Annotated in this window: 22 protein-coding genes; 10 read left to right on the top strand and 12 right to left on the bottom strand. The window is 69.7% G+C overall.

The window, feature by feature from the left end; all coding sequences use genetic code 11:
• Nucleotides 1–41: 41 nt before the first annotated feature.
• The 6 genes from LOK46_RS22540 to LOK46_RS22520 all read right to left on the bottom strand — a co-directional run bounded on the left by LOK46_RS22540 (nucleotide 42) and on the right by LOK46_RS22520 (nucleotide 5,824).
• On the bottom strand, nucleotides 42–770 hold the full coding sequence (locus LOK46_RS22540) for a hypothetical protein (RefSeq protein ID WP_273560622.1): 729 nt from the start codon (nucleotides 768–770) through the stop codon (nucleotides 42–44).
• A 723-nt stretch (nucleotides 771–1,493) separates the two neighbouring features.
• On the bottom strand, nucleotides 1,494–3,050 hold the full coding sequence (tnpC, locus tag LOK46_RS22535) for an IS66 family transposase (RefSeq protein ID WP_273560621.1): 1,557 nt from the start codon (nucleotides 3,048–3,050) through the stop codon (nucleotides 1,494–1,496).
• A gap of 159 nt (nucleotides 3,051–3,209) precedes the next feature.
• Nucleotides 3,210–3,389 (bottom strand): IS66 family insertion sequence element accessory protein TnpB, encoded by a 180-nt coding sequence (tnpB, locus tag LOK46_RS32960; protein WP_443192836.1) that lies wholly within the window; start codon nucleotides 3,387–3,389, stop codon nucleotides 3,210–3,212.
• Nucleotides 3,390–3,439: 50 nt separating this feature from the next.
• Entirely contained in the window at nucleotides 3,440–3,826 is a 387-nt protein-coding gene (gene tnpA, locus LOK46_RS32955; RefSeq protein ID WP_443192835.1) for an IS66-like element accessory protein TnpA, read from the bottom strand.
• A gap of 231 nt (nucleotides 3,827–4,057) precedes the next feature.
• On the bottom strand, nucleotides 4,058–4,978 hold the full coding sequence (locus LOK46_RS22525) for a hypothetical protein (RefSeq protein ID WP_273560620.1): 921 nt from the start codon (nucleotides 4,976–4,978) through the stop codon (nucleotides 4,058–4,060).
• A gap of 9 nt (nucleotides 4,979–4,987) precedes the next feature.
• Complete coding sequence (locus LOK46_RS22520) at nucleotides 4,988–5,824, bottom strand: zinc ribbon domain-containing protein (protein WP_273560619.1); 837 nt, start codon at nucleotides 5,822–5,824, stop codon at nucleotides 4,988–4,990.
• Between the two features lie 1,145 nt (nucleotides 5,825–6,969).
• On the opposite strand from LOK46_RS22520, the gene LOK46_RS22515 reads away from it, so the two are divergent.
• Complete coding sequence (locus LOK46_RS22515; protein WP_443192834.1) at nucleotides 6,970–9,192, top strand: FUSC family protein; 2,223 nt, start codon at nucleotides 6,970–6,972, stop codon at nucleotides 9,190–9,192.
• Between the two features lie 64 nt (nucleotides 9,193–9,256).
• On the opposite strand, the gene LOK46_RS22510 is transcribed toward LOK46_RS22515, so the two are convergent.
• The gene (locus tag LOK46_RS22510; protein ID WP_273560617.1) at nucleotides 9,257–9,487 is read right to left on the bottom strand and encodes a hypothetical protein; all 231 of its coding nucleotides are present in this window, start codon (nucleotides 9,485–9,487) and stop codon (nucleotides 9,257–9,259) included.
• Between the two features lie 295 nt (nucleotides 9,488–9,782).
• On the opposite strand from LOK46_RS22510, the gene pth reads away from it, so the two are divergent.
• From pth to LOK46_RS22495, 3 genes are all read left to right on the top strand, one after another.
• On the top strand, nucleotides 9,783–10,391 hold the full coding sequence (gene pth, locus LOK46_RS22505; RefSeq protein WP_273560616.1) for an aminoacyl-tRNA hydrolase: 609 nt from the start codon (nucleotides 9,783–9,785) through the stop codon (nucleotides 10,389–10,391).
• A 230-nt stretch (nucleotides 10,392–10,621) separates the two neighbouring features.
• The gene (gene ychF, locus LOK46_RS22500) at nucleotides 10,622–11,719 is read left to right on the top strand and encodes a redox-regulated ATPase YchF (protein ID WP_273560615.1); all 1,098 of its coding nucleotides are present in this window, start codon (nucleotides 10,622–10,624) and stop codon (nucleotides 11,717–11,719) included.
• A gap of 169 nt (nucleotides 11,720–11,888) precedes the next feature.
• Complete coding sequence (locus LOK46_RS22495) at nucleotides 11,889–12,878, top strand: MaoC family dehydratase (protein WP_273560614.1); 990 nt, start codon at nucleotides 11,889–11,891, stop codon at nucleotides 12,876–12,878.
• A gap of 7 nt (nucleotides 12,879–12,885) precedes the next feature.
• On the opposite strand, the gene LOK46_RS22490 is transcribed toward LOK46_RS22495, so the two are convergent.
• The gene (locus LOK46_RS22490; protein WP_273560613.1) at nucleotides 12,886–13,581 is read right to left on the bottom strand and encodes a class I SAM-dependent methyltransferase; all 696 of its coding nucleotides are present in this window, start codon (nucleotides 13,579–13,581) and stop codon (nucleotides 12,886–12,888) included.
• 234 nt (nucleotides 13,582–13,815) lie between these two features.
• The gene (gene mtnA, locus LOK46_RS22485; protein ID WP_273560612.1) at nucleotides 13,816–14,919 is read right to left on the bottom strand and encodes an S-methyl-5-thioribose-1-phosphate isomerase; all 1,104 of its coding nucleotides are present in this window, start codon (nucleotides 14,917–14,919) and stop codon (nucleotides 13,816–13,818) included.
• 168 nt (nucleotides 14,920–15,087) lie between these two features.
• On the opposite strand from mtnA, the gene LOK46_RS22480 reads away from it, so the two are divergent.
• The 6 genes from LOK46_RS22480 to LOK46_RS22455 all read left to right on the top strand — a co-directional run bounded on the left by LOK46_RS22480 (nucleotide 15,088) and on the right by LOK46_RS22455 (nucleotide 20,935).
• A complete protein-coding gene (locus tag LOK46_RS22480) occupies nucleotides 15,088–17,739 on the top strand; it encodes a DNA translocase FtsK (protein ID WP_273560611.1) in 2,652 nt (883 codons plus the stop codon).
• Between the two features lie 478 nt (nucleotides 17,740–18,217).
• Nucleotides 18,218–18,700, top strand: coding sequence for an Hsp20 family protein (locus LOK46_RS22475; protein WP_273560610.1), 483 nt, complete (start codon nucleotides 18,218–18,220; stop codon nucleotides 18,698–18,700).
• A gap of 117 nt (nucleotides 18,701–18,817) precedes the next feature.
• Nucleotides 18,818–19,330: an Hsp20/alpha crystallin family protein gene (locus tag LOK46_RS22470; protein ID WP_273560609.1), complete on the top strand. Its 513-nt coding sequence runs from the start codon at nucleotides 18,818–18,820 to the stop codon at nucleotides 19,328–19,330.
• A 134-nt stretch (nucleotides 19,331–19,464) separates the two neighbouring features.
• Complete coding sequence (locus LOK46_RS22465) at nucleotides 19,465–19,884, top strand: hypothetical protein (protein WP_273560608.1); 420 nt, start codon at nucleotides 19,465–19,467, stop codon at nucleotides 19,882–19,884.
• An 88-nt stretch (nucleotides 19,885–19,972) separates the two neighbouring features.
• Nucleotides 19,973–20,245 carry a hypothetical protein gene (locus LOK46_RS22460; RefSeq protein WP_273560607.1) on the top strand — a complete coding sequence of 91 codons (273 nt, stop codon included), beginning with the start codon at nucleotides 19,973–19,975 and terminating at the stop codon, nucleotides 20,243–20,245.
• 24 nt (nucleotides 20,246–20,269) lie between these two features.
• Nucleotides 20,270–20,935, top strand: coding sequence for an NADH dehydrogenase ubiquinone Fe-S protein 4 (locus tag LOK46_RS22455; protein ID WP_273560606.1), 666 nt, complete (start codon nucleotides 20,270–20,272; stop codon nucleotides 20,933–20,935).
• A 119-nt stretch (nucleotides 20,936–21,054) separates the two neighbouring features.
• On the opposite strand, the gene LOK46_RS22450 is transcribed toward LOK46_RS22455, so the two are convergent.
• The 3 genes from LOK46_RS22450 to LOK46_RS22440 all read right to left on the bottom strand — a co-directional run bounded on the left by LOK46_RS22450 (nucleotide 21,055) and on the right by LOK46_RS22440 (nucleotide 24,489).
• Nucleotides 21,055–22,095, bottom strand: a complete 1,041-nt coding sequence (locus LOK46_RS22450) for an aldose epimerase family protein (RefSeq protein WP_273560605.1) — start codon at nucleotides 22,093–22,095, stop codon at nucleotides 21,055–21,057.
• 4 nt (nucleotides 22,096–22,099) lie between these two features.
• Complete coding sequence (locus LOK46_RS22445) at nucleotides 22,100–23,368, bottom strand: nuclease (protein ID WP_273560604.1); 1,269 nt, start codon at nucleotides 23,366–23,368, stop codon at nucleotides 22,100–22,102.
• A gap of 209 nt (nucleotides 23,369–23,577) precedes the next feature.
• The gene (locus LOK46_RS22440; protein WP_273560603.1) at nucleotides 23,578–24,489 is read right to left on the bottom strand and encodes a hypothetical protein; all 912 of its coding nucleotides are present in this window, start codon (nucleotides 24,487–24,489) and stop codon (nucleotides 23,578–23,580) included.
• Between the last annotated feature and the right edge of the window lie 146 nt (nucleotides 24,490–24,635).

The raw sequence follows: 24,635 nt of genomic DNA, 5'->3' as shown, positions 1-24,635 counted from the left end.
TTTTAATCGCTGGTTAAATCCAGTTGCCGTGGAGCGCCGATTCAGACTCGATTGTCGGACCATGGGTCCTGAAGCGCCGGATCCAGCAGCTTGCGGTTAACTTTGATGCCAAGCGTTTCTAGGTCGTGCAGTATGCGTCGCGCGGCATCAAGCCGAGGTTTGCGTTCGAGAAGAAGCTCGGTGCCGACACTGGAGAGATAGTAATTCTTCTTAATCTTGAACTTGTCTCTCAATCGCTCGAATTTCAGCCTATCGCGGGGATACGATTTTTCTCCGTGAGGTTTTTCCTCAGCGACGACCTGCCGAATGATTGGATCCAGCGGGACATTTCGCGCTACATCATCGAAAGTCGCTTTGTGGTACCGGCTGGCGACCTTTCTCAAACTTGCGTCGTCGATTTCCTCGGGACGACCGCGGCGACGTGTTTTACCTGTATTCAGTCCCAACGATCGGCGGGCTGAATTTAGCCGCGCGGATGCGTCCCCCAGAGGGCCGTCCGCCAATATGATCGCGAGCAGAATGGAGTCAATCAACGGGCGGATTTCGAAGAGAGCTTCATTGTAATCTTTCATTTTCTGCCCTGCCAACGCCGCTTCTTCGGTAGGATCGACGTGCCAGCCGAGATCTTCATACGCGACATTTTCCAGGCTTTTCCCGAGATCGTCTCGTATGAAGTTAGGCATTTCTGGGTGGGTCGCTCTCAGCTTGGGTTGTCTGGGCATGGTATTGCCATCTGTTAACCAAATACTGGCGCAGTTTACGTTGCTCATTCAATTAATTGGTACTCGGACTGGATCAAATGAGAGCAATTATGATCAGCATTGTGGTCCGCCGCTACAAAGTGAACGCTCGGGTCGAATCGTTCTACTCGCACCTATGCCACTCCCCCCGGCATACGGGGTGCGCGCTCCTCCGAATGGCGCCCGTTCGACTAATCAAGTACGGCAGCAGAATGTTATTTGCGTGCTCAAATGCACTCAGATCGGATGCATAAATTTAAGTTTTGACTTGCCTCATCACGACCCATATACGCCACCGCAGACGTCGGTCTCACCTAGATGCTCGAGTTCATATCCTCCGGCTCGGACTTATGCGTGGCCGGATTCATAATTTTGCATTTCTACCAGAAGGATACGTGCTTTACCGCTAGGTCGTGCCGCTCCTTGATGGACAGTCTTCCGTGTGACTTCTTCGCGTCGATTAGGTTCTGACTGATGAAATTGACCCGCTGCTGTTGGTCGAGAGTCTTCCCACCCAAATCCCGTATGGTGATGTAGGAAGCGCGTTCGAAAATAAGCCGCCTTTCGGCTGAAATTGACCTAGGCTTTGGCGTCGCCCCGCTCTTGGATAGAGACGATCGCTTTCTCCACCCTGATGACGACCTCGTCCTTCGTCGCGGGCTCAGCTGCTATGGCCGGTCCGGTTGTAGGCACCGCGGATGAGGCCGATAGCCCGAGCGTTGCTGGTAAGCGCTCGGCGAGCGGCTCGGCTTATCAGGCGGCCTGAGCACCAGCGGTGACTGGCGACCAGTTCCAGGGCAGGAGTTCGGCCAAGCGTTTGGCCGGACGCGCGGCGAGGCGGGTGAGCACGTCGCGCAGGTAGGCCTCCGGATCGAGCCCGTTGAGCTTGACCGTCTCGATCAGCGTGTAGAAGGCAGCCGCCCGCTCGCCGCCGCGCGCCGAGCGGGCGAACAGGTAGTTCTTGCGCCCGATCGCGACGGACCGCAGTGCCCGCTCGGCCGGGTTGTTGTCGAGCGCGATCCGGCCGTCGCCGAGAACGCGGATCAGCGCCGTCCAGCGCACCAGCATGTAGCGGAACGCCTTGGCGAGATCGGAGCCGCCGGAGAGCTGCGGCAGGATCGTCTCCGCCCAGGCCTTCAGGGCCGCTGCGAGCGGTTGGGATCGGGCTTGGCGCTGCCGCAAGCGCTCGTCGGGTGGCTTGCCGCTGACGGAGCGCTCGACCTCATAGATCGCTCCGATCCGTTCCAGCGCCTCGAAGGCGACCGCCGAGCCGGTCCTGGCATGAACATCGAAGAACTTGCGACGGGTGTGCGCCCAGCAGGCGGCCTCGATCAACGCGCCGCCCGGACGACGGCCCTCGTAGAGCCCGTTGAAGCCGGCATAGCCATCCGCCTGCAATATGCCGGAGAACGCCGCCAGATGCGTGAGCGGACGCTCGCCCTTCCGGTCCGGCGAGGCGAAGAACACGGAAGGCGGCGGACGCATCCCGCCAAAGGGGCGCTCGTCGCGCACATACGCCCAGAGCCGGCCAGTTCTCGTCTTCCCCGCCCCGGGCGCCAGGATTGGCACCGTCGTATCATCACCGTGCAGGACGTCCGACCCAGCGATCACCTCCGTGCGCAGGAGATCGGCCAGCGGGGCCAGCGCGGCGGCCGTGGCGCCCATCCAGCCGGACAGGGTCGAGGTCTGCAACGTGACGCCGTCCCGCGCATAGATCTCGTCCTGAAGATACAGGGGCAGGTGATCGTCGAACTTCGCCACGGCGATATGCGCGAGCAGCCCGGGGCCGGCACGGCCGCGGGCGATGGCGTGGTAGGGCGCGGGAGCCTGCACCACGGTCTCGCAGGCTCGGCAGGAGAAGGCCTCGCGCACGTGCCGCACCACCTTGAAGCGGCCCGGCACGTAATCGAGGCTCTCCGTCACGTCCTCGCCGATCCGGCGCAGGCGACCGCCGCAGGCCGGGCAGGCGCAGGGGCCGGGATGAGCAACGGTCTCGCGCGGCAGATGATCGGGCAAGGGGCGGCGCCCCGGCCCTCGGCTTGCCGCCTCGACCGCCTCGGCGACTACCGGAGCTGCCGCGAGGCGCTCGGCCTCGTCGACCTCCAGGGCCTCGATGACGAGTTCGAGCTGCTCGACGCGGGTTTGCAGCTTCTCGGACGAGACGCCGAGCTGCGCCCGCTTCAACCTTGCGAGTTCGCCGCAGAGCTTCTCGATCAGTGTGTTGGCATGAACGGCGTCCCTCGCCATGCCGACGATCATGCGTTTGAGCGCATCCACATCATCCGGCAACGAGGCAGGATCGAGAGCCATGCCAATAGCTCAGCTTGCCCACGATGGCTCCGCCAGCCCCTTCCCTCAGCCCGAAATGCGCGGCCGGTCCGTACGCTCGGGTGCCCGCCAGTCGATCCCCTCCAGCAGCATCGCGACTTGGGCCGGGGAGAGCGCCGCCGCGGCCCCAGCCATCCCCGGCTAGACGAAGCAGCCCTTCTCCAGCCGCTTCGAGAACAGGCACAACCCCTGGCCGTCCCACCACAGGACCTTGATCAGCCGCCCCGCACGGCCGCGGAACACGAAAACCTGACCGGAGAACGGATCGCGGTGCAGGTGGTCCTGCACCAGCGCGGCGAGCCCGTCGAAGCCCTTCCTCATGTCCGGGTGACCGGTAGCCAGCCACACGCGCGAGCCCGTGGGAACGGGGATCATCGATCCAGCAACGCCGCGAGAAGGTCTCGCGCCAGGGCTGGATCAGCCCAGGCCTGGGCACGGAGCCGATGACCGTCGGCCAGTTCCACCTCGATGGCGCAGCCCGGCAGACCCTGGTCACACGCCGGCGATCTCGGCGGCGCCGGCAGTGCGAGCGGAACGAACGCGGGCTGAACCGGCAAGGAGGTTGCGCGCTCTTCGTCCCAGGCCTCGCGCCGCCAGCGGAAGAGGAGCGAGGCCGTCAGGCCATGGCGACGCGCTACGGACGAGACCGAGGCGGTGGTGCTCTCCGCCTCATCGAGGATTGCTCGCTTGTCCTCGCGCGTCCACGAGCGACGCGTGCCGGCTAAGAGGATATGGGGCGAGATCGTAGGTCCAGACATAGGGCGGATACGGGCCTTCGCGACAGCACTGTATCCAGGTCCAGGATCTTATCCCGCAAGGCGCTTGCCAACAAGCGCTTACCGTCGCCGTTTGCCAACGCTCTAAATTTAATAAAACAGATTAATGACTTTGTTTTTCTGGAAGCCGCCGCTGACCACTAGCGTCGACGGTACGCCGTACCGAAGTAGCATTTCGCCACCGAGCATCAATCTGCCGAGATATAACTCTGATCAATTATTTTTTTGATACAAGTGCCCCTGCTGAAGCCGCTTCTTGATTATTGGATCCTCCGCCTTGACGCTTTCGCCATGCATATGCCGTTGTCTAACCATTCTCGAGACTTCTCCAGTAGTATAAGGCTTGACGCTGTCGAGACGTTCTTTGTAAATCGCTCGATTGATCGCCGCTGTTAGCTGCAAAATATATTGAAAACTGGATCGTCTGGATTTTTTACCGTGGAAGCCAAATCGACTAGCCTTCAGATTAACCCTTGCGCTAGGGACACCCAGACGGGGCAATCTGGCTTGCTGGATAATCGGCATCAAGATTTGAAGTGCCCTCCTTTCCTCCCAAGTGTCAGGTCTATCATCAGCACGCCGAGGTAAATATCTATTTTCCACTGCCCGTGTGCGGAGAGGCTTTGTTTTATGTTGTGAAATTTTACTATTTTGTCCTGCCAAACCCTCAGGGGACAAATTACGTACGTCCAACCCTGGGTACAGATGCGTTATAACGAAGTTCAAGTCAGGATATTTCGCAGCGATGTATTTGGCTCTCTCAATGTATTTTGGGCCTAGATTTACGCCAGAGAGCCACTCGCCGATTGCCCCGGCGACCTCATATTGGGTTAATATCGACCTAAACTTGTCTACTATCGAATTTTCGAGTTTTGTGTTCGTGCCACTCATGTCGAAAAGCATGTAGAGCTGATAGATCGCTTTATCTTCTGCCCAGGCTTTGGTCACTATGGAGTCCAATTTCCGGACGTCGTCATCCGGAACAATAATTTCTTTGATGTCTGAGAATCCCTCCAGGGCCCGGAAAATTGCCTCGTCGTTGGCGGGATACGGGTCAGATCCAACAGGCCTGAACTCGGGAGTATCACCGAGAACGACCGCCAAGCCTGCCTGGCCGGATACAAGCGCTTTCATAAGCCCATCCTAGCATTTGATGCTCTTCGTCGCCAGCTTATCGCGAAGGAACTCCCAGGCATCCTCATCATCTGCTGGGATTTCGCTCGGAGCGATCACGGCCTCAATTTCATTCGCATGGATGTGTTTGTGGACATGTACTTCAACGAAGTCGCAGTCTTTAGCGGCTCTATCTGGTCCCATCACCAGGGCAGCTAGGGCAGCATCGCCATCGCCCGGCTTTACATCGCCAGCTAATTTCGCGACCACTATCTTGTTACGCTCCCCCCATGGAGCACGATATCCTACTGGAGGATCTTCGCCTGAAATGATGCTGTGATTTTTGTTAAAAATGAATGGGTTCTCCCAAAAAACACTTGCCCTTGATGCAATCCTGTCCTGGCGTATTAAAATAGTATATTCGCCATAATAGGTCATGCCGCGACCATCGATGGTCAGCGCCCCAACTACAAGTTGGTCAAAAAAATTGGGACTGATTGTATTTTCGGCTGACACCCTTTGCCGATTGTATACGTTATCCTCGTATTCTAGTCCTCTCTCCCTCAGCTTATAAAAATTGACGTAAAGTTCATCATCGCTATTGATCCATTCGGAGAGTGCTCTCAGTTTTCTATTTATCACCATTTTTGAATGTTTCGCGAGATGATCTAATCGCTCGACCTCGGCCGTTGCCTTATTGCTAGATGCGAGTTCTAACGCTCTCGCCCAGCTCAGCGAAAGAGCGGCGGCTTCAATGGCGCGCTCTGCAAATCGCACATTGGGTGGAGCAGGGACAGCACCACATGATATGCAGGTATGAGCATCCCATCGAAGGGTAGCGCCGCATTCTGGACAGTCTTCAGTCATCTTGCCGATGCACTCTTAAGAGTCTCTCGTTGGCATCCTTCTCAGCGCCATCGAACTTCGATCGAATAGAGGAATATGCAGGCGACCGACAGCGCACCATCACGAAACTTGCGTGGCGGGTGGCGTGGCCTATCATTAAGGCGAGTTGCGTTTGGATGAAATTTGACCATTGCCTACAGATGGTTACGACGGCGCATAGCTTTAGTATGCATGATAAAAGGAATATATATAATTCCTCATCATATATTCGAGTGCAGTTTTTAGAGTCAAATCAGCCCAGCCGATTGAAGAGCGCTTCGTAAGGGTTGCTGAACCGGCATCCAACTTTGGTGTCCACGTGATTGTTCTGTGTCGATGGGTCTGGCAAGCCGTCCTACCTTTTATTGCATGTGTTTCGGTTTTTTTGGCACGAACCGGATAAATAGTTGCGCTTGTGAAGCAAAGCGCCAGCTTTCTGGACGTCAATGCAAGCATTGTTTTTCGTTATAAGCGACCTCAAGAGCACTCAAAAGGTCATTATAATAGAGGAACGCTGCCGGGCCTGAGCACCCCCATTATGGGTTGTAAGGGAGCCTACACGCCTGCTCAAAGGCGGAGGGCGTGGGTCGGTTCCCACTTGTTGCGGCCGGAACGGGCTCAAGGACGGACGTCCGCTTGAAAACGTAACTAGCAGCTTCTGGATGAAGGACGAGGTGCGTGTCCATATCTGGTCTGTGGTTCCGGCCGCGGTTACCGTTACATGGCAACGCGGCGATCACTCTGGCTTCTCAGCGTTTTACGGCAGTGAGAGAAGCGCGCGTCGGGCTGGCTATTGCAGACGAGAAGCGAATTTCGCTTACGTTGGAGAAGCCGGGTCGAATTGGGTGAAATGCCGCGATAGTACGAATTAACTGTTAGAAGGCGGCTGCTCTATCCAGCTGAGCTACGGAGTCTGGAGGCCAGGCGGCCCCAGAAGCCACGGGCTCGCCCGAGGGTCAAGCGCGCGGGGCGAGGACCGGCGCGGCATCCCCGATCGGGCCGCGGATGTGGGGAGGATGTGCCGTGGATGTCCGGCGGCGACGCTCGGGACGCGCCCCGCGCGCCCGCGCCGGCCGCGGGCCGGGGTTGCGCGCCGCCGCGGATCCGGTCAGGCCGGAGCGCGGTTCATGCCGGGGCGCCGCGCCCCCGTCGGGAGACCGAGCTTGACCGCGCCGAGTCCCACAGCCTCGCCCCCCGGACGTCTCCGGCGCCGCCTCGCCGCCGGCCGGGGCAGCCTGAGCCGGCCGGGCGGCGACCTGCGGCGCCTGCCCACGGGCCTCGACCTCCGGAACGTGCGGCTCGTGGAGGGCGTGCGCGCCGCCTTCGCGTTCGGCGTCGTCATCCTCCTCAACATCTGGATCCAGTGGTCGCCGCTGCTGACCATGGCGCTCGCCGCCAACCTCGCCTGCTTCTGCGACAACGGCGGCCCGATGCGCGCGCGCCTGCGCGTCCTCACCGCCTTCTCGTTCCTCGGCGGCCTGCTCTGGGCCGGCCTCGGCCTGATCCAGCCCCTCGGCCTGCCGGTGGTCGTCCCGGTCGCCTGCGCGCTGATCTTCGCCTGCTCGTACGCGCGCGTCTGGAGCGTGCAGGCCCAGTCGGCCGGCAACGTGCTCGTGGTGGTGCTGTGCATCGCCCTCGACCGGCCGCTCGACGTCGCGCAGGCGGCCGTCACCGCGGCGATGTTCGCGGCCGGCGGTCTCTGGGCGACCTTCCTCGCCCTGGTCATCTGGCGGCTGCACCCGTACCGGCCGGCCCACCGGGCGGTGGCGGAGGTCTGGCACAATCTCGCCCGGCTCTGCGGCGACCTCGAGCGGCTCGTCGCCCTGCCGGAGCCCGACACGGCCGCCTTCGACGGCCACGCGCGGGGCCACCGCCGCGGCGTGCGGGCGAGCATCGAGACCGCCCGGACCATGATCCTCGACCTCGCCCGCTCCCGCGAGCGGGTCTCGGACCGCACCGCCCAGGCCCTGCTGCGCCTGGAGAGCGCCGAGCAGATCTTCGCCGCGCTGATCGCCGTGGGCGAACTGATCGACAGCCGCCCCGACGCGCGCCGCCGGGCGCTGGCCAAGGTCTTCCTGCGGCGCCTGCGCCCCCTGCTGGTGACCATCGCCCGGGCGATCCGCGACGACGTCAACCTCGACCTCGCCCGCCTGGAGCACTCCATCGCCCGGGTGGCCGAGGGCCTGTCGGAGGACCCGACCCTGGCCCGCCTCGCCGACAGGATCGTCGGGCGCGTGCGGATCGGCGCCAAGCTGTCGACGCCGGAGGGCTACCGGCCGGGCGGCACGATCACGGAGGGCGGCAGCCTCGACCGCTGGACCCGCTACGTCGGGCCGCTGGCGCAGAACTTCACCCTGGCCTCGCCCAACCTGCGGCACGCCCTGCGGGCGAGCGCGGTCGCGGCGCCGGCGCTCGCCGCCACCCTGACCTACGCGGGCGCCTTCACGCACTGGCTGGTGATGACCGTGGTGCTCACCATGCAGCCCTTCTACGCGGCGACGTGGCAGCGGGCGCTGGAGCGGATCGGCGGCACGGTGCTGGGCGGCCTCGTGGGCGCCGTGCTCGCCTACTACGCCACGAGCCCGCTGGCGGAGGCCGGGCTGATCCTGGTGCTCAGCATCGTGGGCTTCGCGGCGCGCCAGATCTCCTACGGCTTCTTCGTCACCTGCCTGACGCCCCTCGTGGTGCTGCTCGTCGAGTTGCTGGAGCCCGGCCACAGCTCCTGGGAGATCGTCGCCATGCGGGGCGGCTTCACGGTGCTGGGCGGCGTGATCGCGGTGGCGAGCTGCCTGGTGCTCTGGCCGATCTGGGAGCCCGATCAGGTCCGGCAGGAACTGCGCCGGGCGCTCAAGGCCCAGGCCGGCCTCGCCGAGGCGGTACTCCGCGCGCCGCCCGGCGAGGGCCGCGAGGCCGCGATCGCGGCGCAGAGCCGCGAGGCCGGCCTCGCCCTCAACGATCTGGAGGCGGCGCTCTCCCGCGCCCTGCAGCAGCCCCGGGCCGGCAGCCACCCGGAGGTGGAATCCGCCCTGGTGGCCGACGCGACCCTGCGCCGGATCAGCGCCCGGCTCATCGTCCTGCGGCACGCCCCGGAGGCGGCCGCCCCCGAGGCGGAACCCTGGCGGGCCTGGATCACCGCGACCCTGGCGGCCCTGGGCGCGGACAGGCCCGTGCCCGAGCGGCCGGCGCTGGATCGCGGGCAGTCGCTCGTGCGCCTCGTCAGTCAGGTCGATCTCCTGGTCGGAACCCTGCGGCCCGGGGAGATCCGGGCCGCGACGGTGGCCGAGGACGTCGCCCCGGCTTCCGGCCACGGGACCGACGCGCGGACCGGCCAGCCCGTCCTGCCGTCCTGAGGGACGGCATCCTGAGCGCCGCCGGCGGCCGGGCCCGCGGCGCTCACCGGGGCCCGGTCTCCAGTCAGTACCGCGGCAGGGCGTTGGCCGGGCCGCCGGCATGCGGGCCGCTGTAGCGGTAGGCGGCCGCCCGCGCGGGACCGGCGGCGTCCCGGTACAGGACGGGGGCGTTGCCGACCCAGCCCGAATAGGCCGAGGCCGGGTAGGGCGAGTGCTTCGAGTCCAGGCCCTGCGCGAGGGCGGGCGTGGCGACCGCGGCGACCAGGGCGGCGGCAGCGAGCATGCGAACGGTCATGGTGATCTCCGAGTGTCTTCGTATGACTTCAACGGGAAGCCATCCGGTCAACCGTGTCGAGTGAGGAAGATCGTCGTCGCGCTGTGCTGGTCGGCGGTCTTGATCGCTCCGGCTTTGCTTGGCCGAATGTGACCTCTCAACGGCGATACTCTGCCCCGGGTTCGCCCGCCGCCGTGCGCTGGCGCACGGGAGGATGCGCCGCGGGGCCGAGAGCCGGGGACCGCCCCGGACGTGGCCGGGGATGCGCCGCGCGCCGAAGCGTGGCACAGACCGCGGCCTGAAAGGGATGCAGACCATGCGGCTGATCGTCGGCCTCGGAAACCCGGGCGCGCGCTACGCGGGCAACCGCCACAATATCGGCTTCCTCGCCGTCGACGCGATCGCCCGCCAGCACCGGGCGAGCCCGTTCCGCCACCGCTTCCAGGGCGAGGCCGCCGAGGTGGTGCTCGGCCCGGAGCGGGCGATCCTCCTGAAGCCCTCGACCTTCATGAACGAGTCCGGCCGCGCGGTCTCGGAGGCGCAGCGCTTCTACAAGATCCCGCTGGCCGACGTGATCGTGCTGCACGACGAGCTCGACCTCGCCCCCGCCAAGCTCCGGGTGAAGCTCGGCGGCGGCAATGCCGGCCATAACGGCCTGCGCTCGATCACCGCGCAGTGCGGCAACGACTACCGCCGGGTGCGGCTCGGCATCGGCCATCCCGGCGACAAGGCGCTGGTCCATGCCTACGTGCTCAACGATTTCGGCAAGGCCGAGCTGCCCTGGGTCGAGGATCTCTGCCGGGCCGTGGCCGACCACGCCGCCCTGCTCGCCGCGGGCGAGGACGCGAGCTTCCAGAACAAGGTCCACCTCGCCATGGCCGGCCGCGGCTGGGACGACGTGAAGACGCTGGGCGCCAGAAATTGACACGCCCACACGGGGACGGGATATCGGGGCGGGCGAGAGGGTCCGATGAAGGCGGTGCGCGTCGCGCCCGGCTGTCGGCGGTTCGATTGCCTCCCGGCGGCCGCGGCCCGGCGCGTCGGTGCCGCGCGCGCTCGACCGAGGACGGGGCGCGCGGCGTTGTGTTCGCGGGCCCGATTCTCTTCAACCCATTCCGCGCGTCGCCCGACGACGCGCTGCGACGGAACTGACCCATGGGCTTCAAATGCGGCATCGTCGGCCTGCCGAACGTCGGCAAGTCGACCCTCTTCAACGCGCTGACGCAGACGGCGGCCGCCCAGGCGGCGAACTACCCGTTCTGCACCATCGAACCGAATGTCGGCGAGGTGGCGGTGCCCGATCCGCGGCTGAATGACCTCGCCCGGATCGCCTCCTCGAAGGAGATCATCCCGACGCGGCTGACCTTCGTGGACATCGCCGGCCTCGTGCGCGGCGCCTCCAAGGGCGAGGGCCTGGGCAACCAGTTCCTGGCCAATATCCGCGAGGTCGACGCGATCGCCCACGTGGTCCGCTGCTTCACGGACGGCGACGTCACCCACGTGGAGGGCAAGGTCGATCCGGCCGCCGACATCGAGACCATCGAGACCGAGCTGATGCTCGCCGACCTCGACAGCCTGGAGCGCCGCGCCCAGGCGCTGGAGAAGAAGGCCAAAGGCGCCGACAAGGAGGCCAAGGAGACCCTCGACCTCGTCAACCGCGCCCTGCCGCTGCTGCGCGAGGGCAAGCCCGCCCGCCTCGTGGAGCGCAAGCCCGACGAGGAGAAGCTGTTCCAGTCGCTCGGCCTGATGACGGCCAAGCCCGTCCTCTACGTCTGCAACGTCGACGAGGGCGACGCCGACAAGGGCAACGCCTACTCGGACGCGGTCTTCGCCCGCGCCAAGGCAGAGGGCGCCGTGGCGGTGGTGGTCTCGGCCAAGATCGAGAGCGAGATCGCCGTGATGCCGGAGGCCGACCAGGCCGAGTTCCTGGAGGCGGTGGGCCTCACCGAGCCGGGCCTCAACCGGGTGATCCGCGCCGGCTACGACCTGCTCGGCCTCGTCACCTACTTCACGGTCGGCCCCAAGGAGGCCCGCGCCTGGACGATCACCAAGGGCACCCGCGCCCCCGGGGCGGCCGGGGTGATCCACTCGGATTTCGAGAAGGGCTTCATCCGCGCGGAGACCATCGCGTTCAAGGACTACACGACGCTCAACGGCGAGGCCGGGGCTCGGGACGCCGGCAAGCTCCGGCTGGAGGGCAAGGACTACGTGGTGCAGGACGGCGACGTGCTGCATTTCCGCTTCGCCACGTAAAGCTCGGGTCGCGCTCAGCCCTGGGCGGCGCTGCGTCCTTGCGAGCGGAGCGAAGCAACCCAGGGCAGCGCGACATCGGTGAGCGCGGCGCCGCCTGGATTGCTTCGCTCCGCTCGCAAAGACGGCGATCCCGATCGCCCACCCCGCCGATCAACGAGACGAGCCCGCCATGCCCGATCCCGCCCTCGAAGACTTCTCCGTCGGCGACGTGATCGTCGGGGCGCCGCTGACGGTGACCCGCGACGACATCGTGGGCTTCGCGAAGGATTTCGACTTCCAGCCCTTCCACCTCGACGAGGCGGCGGCGGAGACGACCTTCGCGGGCCGGCTGATCGGCTCGGGCTGGCACACGGCGGCCCTGGGCATGCGCCTGCTCCAGCAGGGGCCGTTCAAGGGCGGCTCGTCGCTGGGCGCGCCCGGCATCGACGAGCTGCGGTGGCTCGCGCCGGTCCTGCCGGGGGACGCCCTGACGCTGACCTTCCGGGTCGCGGGCCTGCGCGACTCGGCCTCGAAGCCGGGCCTCGGCTTCCTGACCGCCGAGGTCGCCCTCGCCAACCAGCGCGGCGAGACCGTGCTGACCCAGCGCTTCACCTTCATGCTGGCCCGCCGCGGCACCGACCCCCTGCCCCCGCGGCCGGTCGAGATCGGCGTGCCGGGGCCGGTCACCGAGCCGGAGGATGCCGAGATCCTGCCGTTCCTGCGGGACGCCGAGATCGGCGCCGTCCGGGAGCTGGGCGCCTACCCGTTCAGCGCCGAGGCGATCGTGGCCTTCGCGCGGGCCTACGACCCGCAGGCCTTCCACCTCGACCACGACGCGGCCAAGCGCAGCCATTTCGGCGGCCTCTGCGCCTCCGGCTGGCACACGACCGCCGCCTACATGAACCGCATGCTCACGACCCGCGCCCGGGATGCCGCCTACACGGCCGCCCGCGGGCCGGTCCCGGAGGCGGGGCCCTCCCCCGGGTTCAAGAACCTGCGCTGGCTGAAGCCGGTCTACGCGGGCGACACGGTCCGGTTCAGCGCCAAGCTCACCGACAAGCGCGCCTCGGCGTCGCGGCCCGGCTGGGGGCTGGCCTTCGCGCGCAACACCGGCGTGAACCAGCGCGGCGAGGCGGTTTTCGCCTTCGACAGCGCGGTCTTCCACCAGTGGGAGCCGTGAGCGGGCCTCAGGCCGGCGCCTTGCCGAGCACCGCGAGGGACTGGCCCAGATAGACCCCCGAGGGCCACGGCGCCGCCGTCCCGTCGAGGAACGTCACGCTGTCGAAGCCGATATGGTCGGCCCAGGTCTGCCAGACGCTGCGCTCGATGAACGTGTTGAGGTGCGGCACCGTGCTGGTGCGCTGCTCGCCGACGGTCTTGGTGAAGACGCCCCAGTGCGAGGCCATGCTGAACTCGAGGAACGAGGCCACGACGCGGCCCCCGGGCCTGAGGGCGCGGTGCATCTCCTCCAGGTAGATGTAGCACTCCGTGTGCAGGAGATGCGTGAACACGCTGAAGGCCGAGACGAGGTCGACGCTGCCGTCGGCGACCGGCAGCGACAGCGCGGTGTTCCGGGCGAAGCGGTAGTCCCTGGGACAGCGGCGCTTGGCGTAGTCCAGCAGGTCCTGGACGACGTCGAGGCCCAGATACGCGACGGTGCCGGTGCGGGCGAGGTGAACCGCCAGGCGCCCGGAGCCGCACCCGAAATCGACCACGGACTGGCCGTCCCGGAGCCCGAAATGGTGGAGGATCTCGCACTCGATCGCGCCGATGCGGTCGTAGTCGCCGCCCACCGCCACGCTCATCGCCTCGTCCAGGGGCAGGTCGCGCATCAGCTGGCGGACGTACGCCTCGTAATCCTCGACGAAATGAAATTTCGCCATCGCGGCCACCTCGAAGGTGTCGAGATCGGACTGGGATAATCAGTCCGTCCGCCGTCGAGATTTGTTCTTCTCCACGGCGCTCCGGCATCCGTTCTGCCGAACACCGTCGAGCCGCGAAAGCGGCCGCGCGGATACGGGGCGCGAATTGCCCCCGAGGCTGCCTTTTCGGTCACACCGCGTTCGGGAAGACCCGGATACTGCGCCGGGCGGCCGTGACCGCGCGGAGATCCGCCCTCACGCCGCCCGGCGGCGCTCCGGGTAGAGCCCGTACAGGCCCTCGCGGCTCGCCGCGCAGATGCCGCGCTCGGTGATGATCCCGGTCACGAGGCGCGACGGCGTCACGTCGAAGGCGGGGTTGGCCACCGGGCTGCCGGGGGAGACGACCTCGATCGTGGCGAAGCCGCCGTCGGGCAACCGGCCGGTCATGTGGGTGACCTCGCGCCCGTCGCGCTCCTCGATCGGGATCTCCTTCACCCCGTCGTCGAGGGTCCAGTCGATGGTCGAGAACGGCAGGGCGGCGTAGAACGGCACGCCGTTGTCGTGGGCCGCCAGCGCCTTCAGGTAGGTGCCGATCTTGTTGCAGACGTCGCCGCTCGCCGTGGTCCGGTCCGAGCCGACGATGCAGAGATCGACGCCGCCGTGCTGCATGAGGTGGCCGCCGGCATTGTCGGCGATGACCGTGTGCGGCACGCCGTGGCCGTTCAGCTCGAAGGCCGTGAGCGCGGCGCCCTGGCTGCGCGGCCGGGTCTCGTCGACCAGGACGTGGACCGGCACGCCCCGCTCGTGGGCGGCGTAGATCGGCGCGAGCGCCGTGCCCCAGTCCACCGTGGCCAGCCAGCCGGCGTTGCAGTGGGTCAGCACGGTGATCGGCCGGTCGCCGCCCCGGGCCGCGTGGAGGTCGGCGATGATCTGACCGCCGTGGGCGCCGATCGAGCGGCAGCTCGCCACGTCCTCCTCGGCGATGCGGCCGGCCTCCGCGAAGGCGCGGGCGAAGCGCTCGTCCGGCGCGATCTGGCGCAGGTTGGCGGAGACCCGGTCGAGCGCCCAGCGCAGGTTGATCGCGGTCGGGCGCGTCGCCGCGAGGGTCGCCACCGCCCGGTCGATCCCGTCGTGCGAGGCGTCGGCGCGCATGGCGAGCGCCATCCCGTAGGCGGCCGTGACGCCGATCAGGGGCGCGCCCCGCACGATCATCGTGCGGATCGCCACCGCGGCGTCCTCCAGCGTGGCGAGGCGCTTCAGCTCGAACGCGAAGGGCAGGCGGGTCTGGTCGATCACCTGGACGCTGACGCCGTCCGGGTCCGGGAAGATCGTGCGGTAGGGCTGGCCGTCGATATTCATGGCCGCTCCTGTGCCACAGCGGGGCGGCTTTTGCATCCTCCCGGACGACCGCGCGCCGGCCCGGGGATGGCCGACCGGCGGCCGGTCAGCCTTCCTCAACCTTAGCGGGTCGTTAAGGCGCTCGTGCCTAGCCTCGGGGGTAAGTTCCCGTTTCGCGTCCGGTCCCGCATGCGCTCGCTTCGCCGTCCCGCATCGCCCTACGAAACTTTCGTCGACAGCGTGCGCCCCTTCCTGGGCAAGCGCCTGACGGAGCTCGGCGGCTTCGTGCTGTTCACCGGCGCGGTCGCGCTGACCGTGGCGCTGGCCACGTGGTCGATCGACGACCCGAGCCTCAACCACGCCACCGACCACGCCGCCCACAACGTCCTCGGCCAGCCGGGCGCCGTCGTGGCCGACCTCGCCATGCAGATCCTGGGCCTGGGTTCCCTGGCCTTCGTGCTGCCGCCGGTCCTCTGGGGCATCCGGCTGATGCGGGAGCGCAACCTGCCCGAGGGCGGGCTGCGCATCGCCCTCTGGATCATCGGCTTCTGCGCGGCCAGCGCGGTGGCGAGCGCGCTCCCGCCGACGACCCGCTGGCCGCTGCCCACGGGCCTCGGCGGCGTGGCCGGCGACGGCCTGCTGTCGATGGCGCGGGTGATCGTCGGCGCGGTCTCGTCGGCGGCGGCCCACCTGGTCGGCTTCGGCTACGCCGCGGTGGCGATCCTCAGCCTGACCGGCGCCTGCCGATTCGGCGCCGTCGAGGAGGACAGCCTGCACGACGATCCCTACCCGGTCCGGCGCGCGCCGGCGCGCGGGCGGGATTCGGGCCGCGACGAGCGCGAGGATGCCGACGAGCCGAGCCTCGGCCTCGTGGGTGTCGGCGCCCTGGCGCAGGGGCTGATGGGCCTGCGCGGCGCCGCGGCCGACCGGATCGCCGCGTGGCGCGCCGGCCGGGCCGAGCCGATCGACGGCGCGTCGCCCGCCCTCGCGGCCCGCCGCGCTTTCACGGACGCCGATCTCCCCTGGGCCGAGCACCTGCCCGAGGGGCGGCAGGCCGGCGCGAGCCGGCGCGAGCCCGTCTTCGACGCGTCCGAGGACTCCCCCGCAGCGCCGACCCGCCGCGCCGCGCCGCCGCGGGACGACGCGGAGGACGATCCTGAGGCGTTCGAGGCGCCGCAGCGCCCGGTCCCGCCGCGGGCCGAGCCGACCGCGTCCCGGGTGGCGCCGCCGCCCGCCGCGCCCGTGCCGGCCCGCCGCGCGCCCGCGCCGCCCGTCCGGCCCGAGGATTACGCCCTGCCCGCCCTCGACCTGCTGGCGGCCCCCCGCGGCCCGTCCCAGGCGAGCCTGATCTCGGCCGATGCCCTGGAGCAGAACGCCACGCTGCTGGAGGCGACGCTCGGCGATTTCGGGGTGCGCGGCGACATCCTGGCGGTGCGGCCGGGCCCGGTCGTCACCCTGTACGAGCTCGAGCCCGCGCCGGGCACTAAGTCCAGCCGCGTGATCGCGCTGGCCGACGACATCGCCCGGTCGATGTCGGCGGTCTCGGCCCGCGTCGCGGTCGTGCCCGGCCGGAACGCCATCGGCATCGAGCTGCCGAACGCCAAGCGCGAGACGGTGTACCTGCGCGAGCTCCTGGCCTCGACGGATTTCGCCGAGAGCAAGCACAAGCTGGCGCTGTGCTTAGGGAAGAACATCGGCGGCGAGCCGATCATCGCCGACCTCGCGCGCATGCCCCACCTCTTGGTCGCCGGCACCACCGGCTCGGGCAAGTCGGTGGCGATCAACACCATGATCCTCAGCCTGCTCTACCGGCTGAAGCCGGAAGAGTGCCGCCTGATCATGGTCGATCCGAAGATGCTGGAGCTGTCGGTCTACGACGGCATCCCGCACCTGCTCTCCCCGGTCGTCACCGACCCCAAGAAGGCGGTGATCGCCCTCAAGTGGGCCGTGCGCGAGATGGAGGAGCGCTACAAGAAGATGGCCAAGATCGCGGTGCGCAACATCGACGGCTACAACGCCCGGGTCGCCGAGGCGGCGGCGCGCGGCGAGGTGCTGACCCGGACCGTGCAGACCGGCTTCGACCGCCACACCGGCGAGGCTGTGTACGAGGACGAGGCGATGGACCTGGCGCCGCTGCCGTACATCGTGATCGTGGTGGACGAGATGGCCGACCTGATGATGGTGGCCGGCAAGGACATCGAGGGGGCGATCCAGCGGCTGGCGCAGATGGCGCGCGCGGCGGGCATCCACCTGATCATGGCGACGCAGCGGCCGTCGGTTGACGTGATCACCGGCACGATCAAGGCGAACTTCCCGACCCGGATCAGCTTCCAGGTGACGAGCAAGATCGACAGCCGCACGATCCTGGGCGAGATGGGCGCCGAGCAGCTTCTGGGCCAGGGCGACATGCTGTTCATGGCCGGCGGCGGGCGCACGACGCGGGTGCACGGGCCGTTCTGCTCGGACAGCGAGGTCGAGAGCGTGGTCGCCCACCTCAAGCGCCAGGGCCGCCCCAGCTACCTCGACGCCGTCACGGCCGACGACGAGGAGGGCGCGGCCGAGAAGGGCGCGAAGGGCAAGGCCGGTGCCGCGGAGCTCGAGCTCGACGGCGCGGTGTTCGACCAGGGCTCCTTCGGCGAGGCCGGCGGCGACCTCTACGATCAGGCCGTGCAGGTGGTGCTGCGCGACCAGAAGGCGTCGACCAGCTACATCCAGCGCCGCCTGCAGATCGGCTACAACCGCGCCGCCTCGCTCATGGAGCGGATGGAGATCGAGGGCATCGTCGGGCCGGCCAACCACGCCGGCAAGCGCGAGATCCTCGTCGAGGAGGCGGTCGGCTGAGAGCGCGGGCCTGTCGCGTCCGCGGCAGCCCCCTCCCCCGCGGCCTCCACAGGTTCGAGGCGCGGTCTGTGACGGAGCGCGACCTGCCCCCTCTCCCGGGCGGGAGAGGGCTGGGGTGAGGGAGGAGACGGCGCCCGATAGGCCACGCGTCTGATGCGCCGAGCAGGGCGCGCCCTCTTCTGCCCGTTCGCGTCCCTCACCCTGTCCCTCTCCCGCACGGGAGAGGGGACCCGCGCGCTCACCTGACGGGCGAGCCTACCGAGCCGGTGCAGCCCGGAGCTCAGCGAGAGCGGCCGCACGGGGCCGTCGCCGTACGCGACCACGCCCGCCCGACCCGAAAAACTTTCGCCCGGCGCGGAACCGGCCCCTCACCCGCACGTTACGCGCGTGCGAGGCCTGGAAACGGGCTCGCTCTGAGGGCGCCGGGCACGGTGTCCGGCGTCGCTTGTAGTCACGTTGCTCGTCGGAGGATGTGGTTATGAGGACTTACGACGTTTCGCCCCTGTTCCGGTCGTCCATCGGCTTCGACCGCCTGTTCGAGCTGCTCAACCAGGCCGACCGCGTCGAGCCGTCGGCCGCCTGGCCGCCCTACAACATCGAGAAGGTGGCGGAGGACCAGTACCGCATCACCATGGCGGTCGCGGGCTTCACGGCCGACGAGATCGAGCTGACCCAGCAGGACACCACGCTCCTCGTCTCGGGTCAGAAGGCCGCCCAGGAGAGTGAGAAGCACTACCTCCATCGCGGCATCGCGGCCCGCACCTTCCGCCAGACCTTCAATCTGGCCGAGCACGTGAAGGTCGTGGGCGCGTCCCTGGAGAACGGCCTGCTCACCGTCGCGCTGAAGCGCGAGGTGCCGGAGGCGCTGAAGCCGCGCCGCATCGCCATCGGCGGCACGACGGCCGCGTCCGGACAGGACAACGCCCCGGCGCAGATCACCCGCGAGGCCGAGGCCGCCTGATCGGTGACCCGGGCGGCGCGCCCGGGCACCCGCGTCGACACGGATGACATCCCTCACGGGTCCGCGGACCCGCGGGCCCGTTCCCACGACTGCACCGCACTCGATGGAGCGAGGACCATGAGCGTGAGAGATCTGATTCCCTGGAACCGCACCCCGGCCCCGGCGCCGACCGCCCTGTCGCGGGAGCCGGCCAGCCCCTTCCTGACGCTGCACCGGGAGATGAACCGCCTGTTCGACGACGTGTTCGGCGGGTTCGGCGGCGCGCCGAGCCTCGCGGGCCGCGGCTTCGGCTGGCCCCATGTCGAGCTGACGGAGGCGGACGGTGCGCTGCGCGTCTCCGCCGAGCTTCCCGGGCTCGACGAGACGGACGTCGAACTGCTCATCGCGGACGGCGTCCTGACCCTGAAGGGCGAGAAGCGCGCGGAGACCACCGACAGGGATCGCGGCTACTCCGAGCGCAGCTACGGCCGCTTCGAGCGGTCGATCGCCCTGCCGGTGCCGGTTGAGGAGGACAGGGCCGAGGCGACGTTCCGCAACGGCGTCCTCACCGTGACGCTGCCGCGCGCCGCCGAGGCGCCGGAGCGCCGCCGGCGCATCGCCATCAACGGCGCGCCGGCCGCCAAGCACTGAGCCGGCCGTGAGCCGGCCCTGAACCGGCACTCACGGCGGCCGCGTCCGCGAAGCTGAACGCATGACGCGCCGGCCGGCGGGCCAGACCGGGCCCGCCGGCCGCCCCAGCCTTTGCTCACGATGAGGAGGGTCGCATGCAGCCGATCGATACGAACCACGTCCATCCCGAGATCGGGCGCCTCGGTCCGGTGGCGGCCGCCAGCCTGAGGCCGCAGGCAGTCGAGCCGTTCGAGGCCTTCGTGGCGCCGGGCGACGTCTTCCGGCATCCCCGGGAGGTGCTGCGCTATCCCGGCCTGTCGCGAGCCGAGAAGCGGGCGATCCTGGCCTCCTGGGCCTCGGACGCCCGCGCGGTCGATTCCTGCCCGACGCTGCGCTGCCTGCCGGGCTGCCGGGCCGAGCCGGTGCCGCTGAGCGCGATCCTGGAGGCACTCCAGGCGCTCGACGAGGGCTCGGCACCGCCCGCAGCCCCGCCGCCGCGCAGGCCGCCCTTCCCGGCGGCGTTCACCCCCCGCTGGCGGCGCGGTCCGACCGGACCGGACCCCCTGCTGAACTGAGCCGGGGAGGCGCGCGATGGCAACCTTCGACTTGCGGGGTGGGCACAGGATCCCGTCCCGGTCGCGGCGCCGCCGGCGTGGATGGCCCGTGCGGACCACCGACGACACCGTGCTGGGCCGCTGGCTCGTGTCCGCCGTCCTGTGCCTCGCCCTGGCGGCGCCCTGCCCGGCCCCCGCCCTGCCCTGGGTGCTGGCCGCCCTGCTGAGCCTGTCGGGCTTCGCGTGGCTCGGCCCGGCGATCACGCGGGCCGGGCCGCCGGCCAACGCCCCGCACCTGACCGCCTGGGACGCGGCCCTGTTGTCCTTCGCGGCGAGCTTCGGCGTGCAATCGGCGGCGCGCCTCGGCCTCTTCGGCGGCTGAGCGAGCCCTTCCAGGGAGGCGACCATGCAGGATTGGACGATCGGAATCGGACACAACACCCCGCCCGGCCCGGCGGGGCGCGCCCGGGCCGCGACGTGGGTTCTCACCTTCGACCGGGAGACACCGCCGGAGCGCGAGCCGCCGATGGGCTGGACCGGCGGGCGCGACACCCTCGCCGCGGAGGTGGTGCTGACGTTCCCGACGCGGGCGCAGGCGGTGGCCTATGCCGAGCGCCAGGGCCTCGCCTACCGGGTCGAGCCGGACCCGGCCGGCGGCCGCCCGCCGGGGACCCGGCGGGGCTGGCGCGCGCACCGGGTCTCCCGGGCGACACCCGCGCGCCCGCAAGTGCCGGCGGCGCGGGATCGCTCCGCCGGAGGGCCGGTCGCCGCGCGCCTGCCCGACCTGGAGCGCGCCCTGGTCAACCCGGCCGCGGTGTTCGACACCCCCGGCGCGGTGCGCGATCATCCCCGGCTGCTGCCGAGCTGCAAGCGCGAGATCCTGCGGCGCTGGGCCTGGGACGAGTACCTGAAGGAGGTCGCCGCCGCCGAGGGCATGGCCGAGGGCGAGCCGTCGCGGCTCGACGCCGTGAAGGCCGCTCTCCTGGCACTCGGCGAGGCGTGGCGTCCCGATCCCGCCGCGCCGGCCGCCGCGATCCCGGCGCCGGGGGCGGTCGACCGCGCGGCGGCCTGAGCGCGCGGGGGACGACCGGTCCGGCCCGCCGTCAGGCCGGGTCGGCCGGGACCGGGCCGGGCGGGGGTTCCGGGCGCTCCGCGCCCTGACGGGGCCGTGAGGCCCGCGCGGTGCGGCCGTCACACGACCGAGAACCGGAACTCCGTGGCGGCCGCGAAGGTCTCGCCCGGCCGCAGGACCGCGGAGGGGAAGCTCGGCTGGTTCGGCGCGTCGGGAAAGCCCTGCGTCTCGAAGCAGACGCCGTCGCCCGGGCGGTAGATCCGCCCGGACGGGCCGATCAGCCGCCCGTCGAGGTTGTTGCCGCTGTAGAGCTGCAGCGCCGGCTGCGTGGTGCGGACGTCGAGCCGCCGCCCGCTCCCGGGATCGACGCAGCTGGCGGCCGGCCGCAGCGTGCCGGCGGCCCCGCGCAGCGCGAAGGTGTGGTCGTAGCCCTTGGCGTAGGTGAGCTGCGGGTCTCCGGCGCGGATCCGCGCCTCCAGGGCCCGCGGCGTGCGGAAGTCGAACGGCGTCCCGGCGACCGGCAGGAGCGCGCCGGTGGGGATCTGGGTCGCGTCGGTCGGCGCGAAGGCGTCCGCCTCGACCTGCACGACGTGGCCGAGGACGCTGCCCGCCCCCTCGCCGGCGAGGTTGAAGTAGCTGTGGTTCGTGAGGTTCAGGACCGTGGGCCGGTCGGTCACCGCGGCGTAGTCGACGCGCAGCACGCCGTCCTCGGGCAGGCTGTAGGTGACGCGGACGTCGAGAGTGCCGGGAAACCCCTCCTCCCCGTCCGGGGAGCGGCGGCCTAGGACGAGGCGCGTCGCGTCGGAGAGCTCCGCCCGCCACAGGCGCCGGCCGAAATTCTCCGGGCCGCCGTGGAGCGTGTTGGGGGGCTCGTTCACCGGCAGGCGGTAGCCGTGCCCGTCGAGGCTGAACCGGCCGCCCGCGATGCGGTTCGCGTAGCGGCCGACGATCGCCCCGAAGCTCGGGCTCACGGTCTCGTAGCCCGCCAGGGTGTCGAGGCCGAGCACGACGTTGGCCGGACGGCCGGCGCGGTCGGGCACCTCGAGCGCCGTGACGGCCGCGCCGTACTCGATGACGGCGACGCGCAGGCTGCCCCGGCTCAGGGTGTGGCGGTTGACCGGTCGGCCGTCCGCCGTCGTGCCGAACGGTTCGGCCGGCATCCGGCTAGCGCTTCCAGACGCCGAGCCGCTCGCTCCGGGCATGGTCCTCGGCAGCGACCAGCTCGGGACTCGCCTCCGGGGAGGCGCGGCCGCCGCCGTTGAACAGCACCACCTCGGAGAGGTCGCGCCCGTCGACGAGGCAGTTCATGTTCGCGCTGCCGGGGGCCGGCTGGCAGGTCACCGACCGGTTGCCGATGTACCGGGACAGCTCCTCCGCCTGGCCGCCCCGGACCCACTCGACGCCGAACAGGTGCACGAGCTTGCCGCCGACCTTCAGGGTCGCGGTATCGATCACCTGGGCCTGTCCAGTCACGGCGTTCGGCGGCAGCGGCGCGTCGGGCTCGGACTCGCCGCCGGTCTCCGGGGGCGGCGTCACCGTGTCGGGGGCCGAGGCGGGCGGGTTCGCGGGCCGCGTGTTCGGCGCGGCGTTGTTCGGCGCCTCCGTGCGGGAGGCTGTCGGGGCGGGGCGCCCGGTTTCGGGCGCGGAGCGGTCCAGCACGATCCCCGCGGCGAGCACCGCCACCAGGGTGCCGGCGACGGCGCCCAGGAGCAGGCGGCGCTGCCGGCGCGCGCCGTCGTCGACCCCGTCGCCCCCGGGGCCGAGGCGGTCGCGCAGGCGGCCGAGGCCGTCGCGCAGGGTCTCCCCGAACCGTCCCGGGCCGCTGTTCCAGGCCGCGGCCGGATCCGCACCCGGGGCCGGCCCGGCCTCCGCGTCGGCGGGCGCGCCCGCCGGGCGGGCGAAGCGGCCGCGCAGGTTCGTCCGCAGGCTGGCGAACCGGCCGGCGGCGTTCTGCGCCAGCACGCGGCCCTGCTCGGAGGAGCGCTCGGCCAGGGAGCGCGCCCGCTCGGACTGGGTCCCGACGAAGCGGGCGGTGGCGGCCTTCATCTCGTAGGCGCCGCTCAGCAGCGACGAATCCCGGGCCTCATCGGCGGTCCGCGGGGCCGGTTCGGGCTCGCGCTCCGGCGGCAGGAACAGGGCGGGATGGCGCGCGCGCAGCTCCGCGACCAGGTCCGCCAGGGTCATCGGCTCGGACGTGTCGTCCCGCCGCCGCACGGCCCCGTGGCGGTCGAGGACGCGGAGGCCGGTCCCGGCCTCGTCGGGGGCGCAGGCGGCCTCGGCCAGCAATTCGAGGGTCCGGACCGCGACGGGGCGCGGACGCGCGCGCGCGATCTCGGCCCGGATCGTCTCGCGCAGGGCGAGGCGGCCGGGACTGTCGAGGACCGGCCGGGCCGGCTCCGCCTCCTGATTCTCCACCACCGTTGAAGACGTCATTCACCCGATCCCGGCATCACCGACGCGCGGCGCGAAGGAGGCCCGATCGCACCTCCCGACGGAGCCCGCCCGCGGGCGCCTCACGGAACGCCCGACTACCGGGACCGATCCCACGACACGCCCCCGCGTGGGCTTCCCTGCAAGTCCCCTTGCAAGTCCCCTCGCAAGCCCGAGCCCGCCGCGGGGCGGCGGGCCGCGCTGCGGGGCTCTTACGCCTTGCCGGGCGAGGCGGCCAGGGTTCCGGCCTGGATGCTCCGCCGCAGGACGCGACCGGTCTCGCCGAGGATGTAAGGCCGCGTGCCGGCGAAGCCCACCTCCAGGATCAGCTCGGCCTCGCCGCTGGAGACGGCGCCCCGCCCCGGATTGGCGGTGCGGAAATCGACGATCGCGCGGATCGTGCAGGTCTCGGCATCGCAGGCGGCGCGCATCGCCCGCGGCTCGTAGCGCCGCTCGGGCCAGCGCTGGACGAAGCTGCGCTTCTCGGCGACGAGGGCCGCCGTGGTGACCGGCCGCCCGTAGAAGCGCACGCGGGTCGCGTAGAACTGGGTCGCGGCCCCGACCATGGTGTCGCTCGAGCCCGAGACGGTGGCGAGGTAGCTGGTCGTCAGCGCCCGGGCGGCGGCGGCGCGCTCCGCCGACGCGCCCGGCGCCGGGGCGACCGCGGCCGGCGTCTCGGCGAGCCGGTGCGGGTGGCGCGCGGCGTGGTGCAGGGGTTCCCGGACCGGCGGACGCTCCAGGGCGGCCGCCCGCTTCGGCCCCGGCACCCGCGTCGCCGCCGCCTTCGGCAGGGCATCCTCGCCCGGCTCGGGCCTGGCGGCCTGCCGGACCGGCTCGGCGGCGCGCGGGCCCTCGGGCTGGGCCTTCGCCTGGGCGGCGACCGCGTCCTGCGCCTGCGGACCGGCGGCCTTGGCCGGCGCCCTCGCCGCTTCCTTCGTCGCTTCCGTCCCCGCAGCCTGCGCCGGACCCTGCGCCGGACCCTGCGCCGGACCCTGCGCCGGCGCGGCGGCCCGGGGTGGCGGGTCCACCCAGGCGCTCTGGGCGGCGGCACCGCCCGCGAGGGCGAACGGCAGGAGCACGCCGAGGGCGAGAGCCTGGGGACGGACGGGACGTGTGGCGGACATCGGTGCCTTCCTGGCGGCCGGGGCGGGCATCATGGGGAACGCGCCCGCGTGGGTGGGGGGTTCCACGAAGGGCTCGGGCGCGCCCACATCCTGCCGAACTCCGCGACGTCGACCAGCCCGGGATTGCGGGGATGATGGGGTTGCGT

Origin of the sequence: Methylobacterium sp. NMS14P (genome assembly GCF_028583545.1) — a bacterium.
Lineage (GTDB): Bacteria > Pseudomonadota > Alphaproteobacteria > Rhizobiales > Beijerinckiaceae > Methylobacterium.
The sequence above is the reverse complement of the archived record's forward strand: the minus strand, read 5'-3'. Positions and strand labels throughout refer to the sequence as shown.

What these genes read in the sequence shown, in the direction of transcription:
- LOK46_RS22540 (WP_273560622.1), bottom strand. Translation starts at nt 770, where the DNA reads ATGAGCAACGTAAACTGCGCCAGTATTTGGTTAACAGATGGCAATACC.
- mtnA (WP_273560612.1), bottom strand. Translation starts at nt 14,919, where the DNA reads ATGAATATCGACGGCCAGCCCTACCGCACGATCTTCCCGGACCCGGAC.
- LOK46_RS22450 (WP_273560605.1), bottom strand. Translation starts at nt 22,095, where the DNA reads ATGCCGGCCGAACCGTTCGGCACGACGGCGGACGGCCGACCGGTCAAC.
- tnpB (WP_443192836.1), bottom strand. Translation starts at nt 3,389, where the DNA reads ATGAGGAAGGGCTTCGACGGGCTCGCCGCGCTGGTGCAGGACCACCTG.
- LOK46_RS22490 (WP_273560613.1), bottom strand. Translation starts at nt 13,581, where the DNA reads ATGGCGAAATTTCATTTCGTCGAGGATTACGAGGCGTACGTCCGCCAG.
- LOK46_RS22480 (WP_273560611.1), top strand. Translation starts at nt 15,088, where the DNA reads ATGCGCTCGCTTCGCCGTCCCGCATCGCCCTACGAAACTTTCGTCGAC.
- LOK46_RS22515 (WP_443192834.1), top strand. Translation starts at nt 6,970, where the DNA reads ATGCCGGGGCGCCGCGCCCCCGTCGGGAGACCGAGCTTGACCGCGCCG.
- LOK46_RS22455 (WP_273560606.1), top strand. Translation starts at nt 20,270, where the DNA reads ATGCAGGATTGGACGATCGGAATCGGACACAACACCCCGCCCGGCCCG.
- tnpC (WP_273560621.1), bottom strand. Translation starts at nt 3,050, where the DNA reads ATGGCTCTCGATCCTGCCTCGTTGCCGGATGATGTGGATGCGCTCAAA.
- LOK46_RS22510 (WP_273560617.1), bottom strand. Translation starts at nt 9,487, where the DNA reads ATGACCGTTCGCATGCTCGCTGCCGCCGCCCTGGTCGCCGCGGTCGCC.
- pth (WP_273560616.1), top strand. Translation starts at nt 9,783, where the DNA reads ATGCGGCTGATCGTCGGCCTCGGAAACCCGGGCGCGCGCTACGCGGGC.
- LOK46_RS22465 (WP_273560608.1), top strand. Translation starts at nt 19,465, where the DNA reads ATGCAGCCGATCGATACGAACCACGTCCATCCCGAGATCGGGCGCCTC.
- LOK46_RS22475 (WP_273560610.1), top strand. Translation starts at nt 18,218, where the DNA reads ATGAGGACTTACGACGTTTCGCCCCTGTTCCGGTCGTCCATCGGCTTC.
- LOK46_RS22470 (WP_273560609.1), top strand. Translation starts at nt 18,818, where the DNA reads ATGAGCGTGAGAGATCTGATTCCCTGGAACCGCACCCCGGCCCCGGCG.
- LOK46_RS22525 (WP_273560620.1), bottom strand. Translation starts at nt 4,978, where the DNA reads ATGAAAGCGCTTGTATCCGGCCAGGCAGGCTTGGCGGTCGTTCTCGGT.
- LOK46_RS22495 (WP_273560614.1), top strand. Translation starts at nt 11,889, where the DNA reads ATGCCCGATCCCGCCCTCGAAGACTTCTCCGTCGGCGACGTGATCGTC.
- tnpA (WP_443192835.1), bottom strand. Translation starts at nt 3,826, where the DNA reads ATGTCTGGACCTACGATCTCGCCCCATATCCTCTTAGCCGGCACGCGT.
- ychF (WP_273560615.1), top strand. Translation starts at nt 10,622, where the DNA reads ATGGGCTTCAAATGCGGCATCGTCGGCCTGCCGAACGTCGGCAAGTCG.
- LOK46_RS22440 (WP_273560603.1), bottom strand. Translation starts at nt 24,489, where the DNA reads ATGTCCGCCACACGTCCCGTCCGTCCCCAGGCTCTCGCCCTCGGCGTG.
- LOK46_RS22445 (WP_273560604.1), bottom strand. Translation starts at nt 23,368, where the DNA reads ATGACGTCTTCAACGGTGGTGGAGAATCAGGAGGCGGAGCCGGCCCGG.
- LOK46_RS22520 (WP_273560619.1), bottom strand. Translation starts at nt 5,824, where the DNA reads ATGACTGAAGACTGTCCAGAATGCGGCGCTACCCTTCGATGGGATGCT.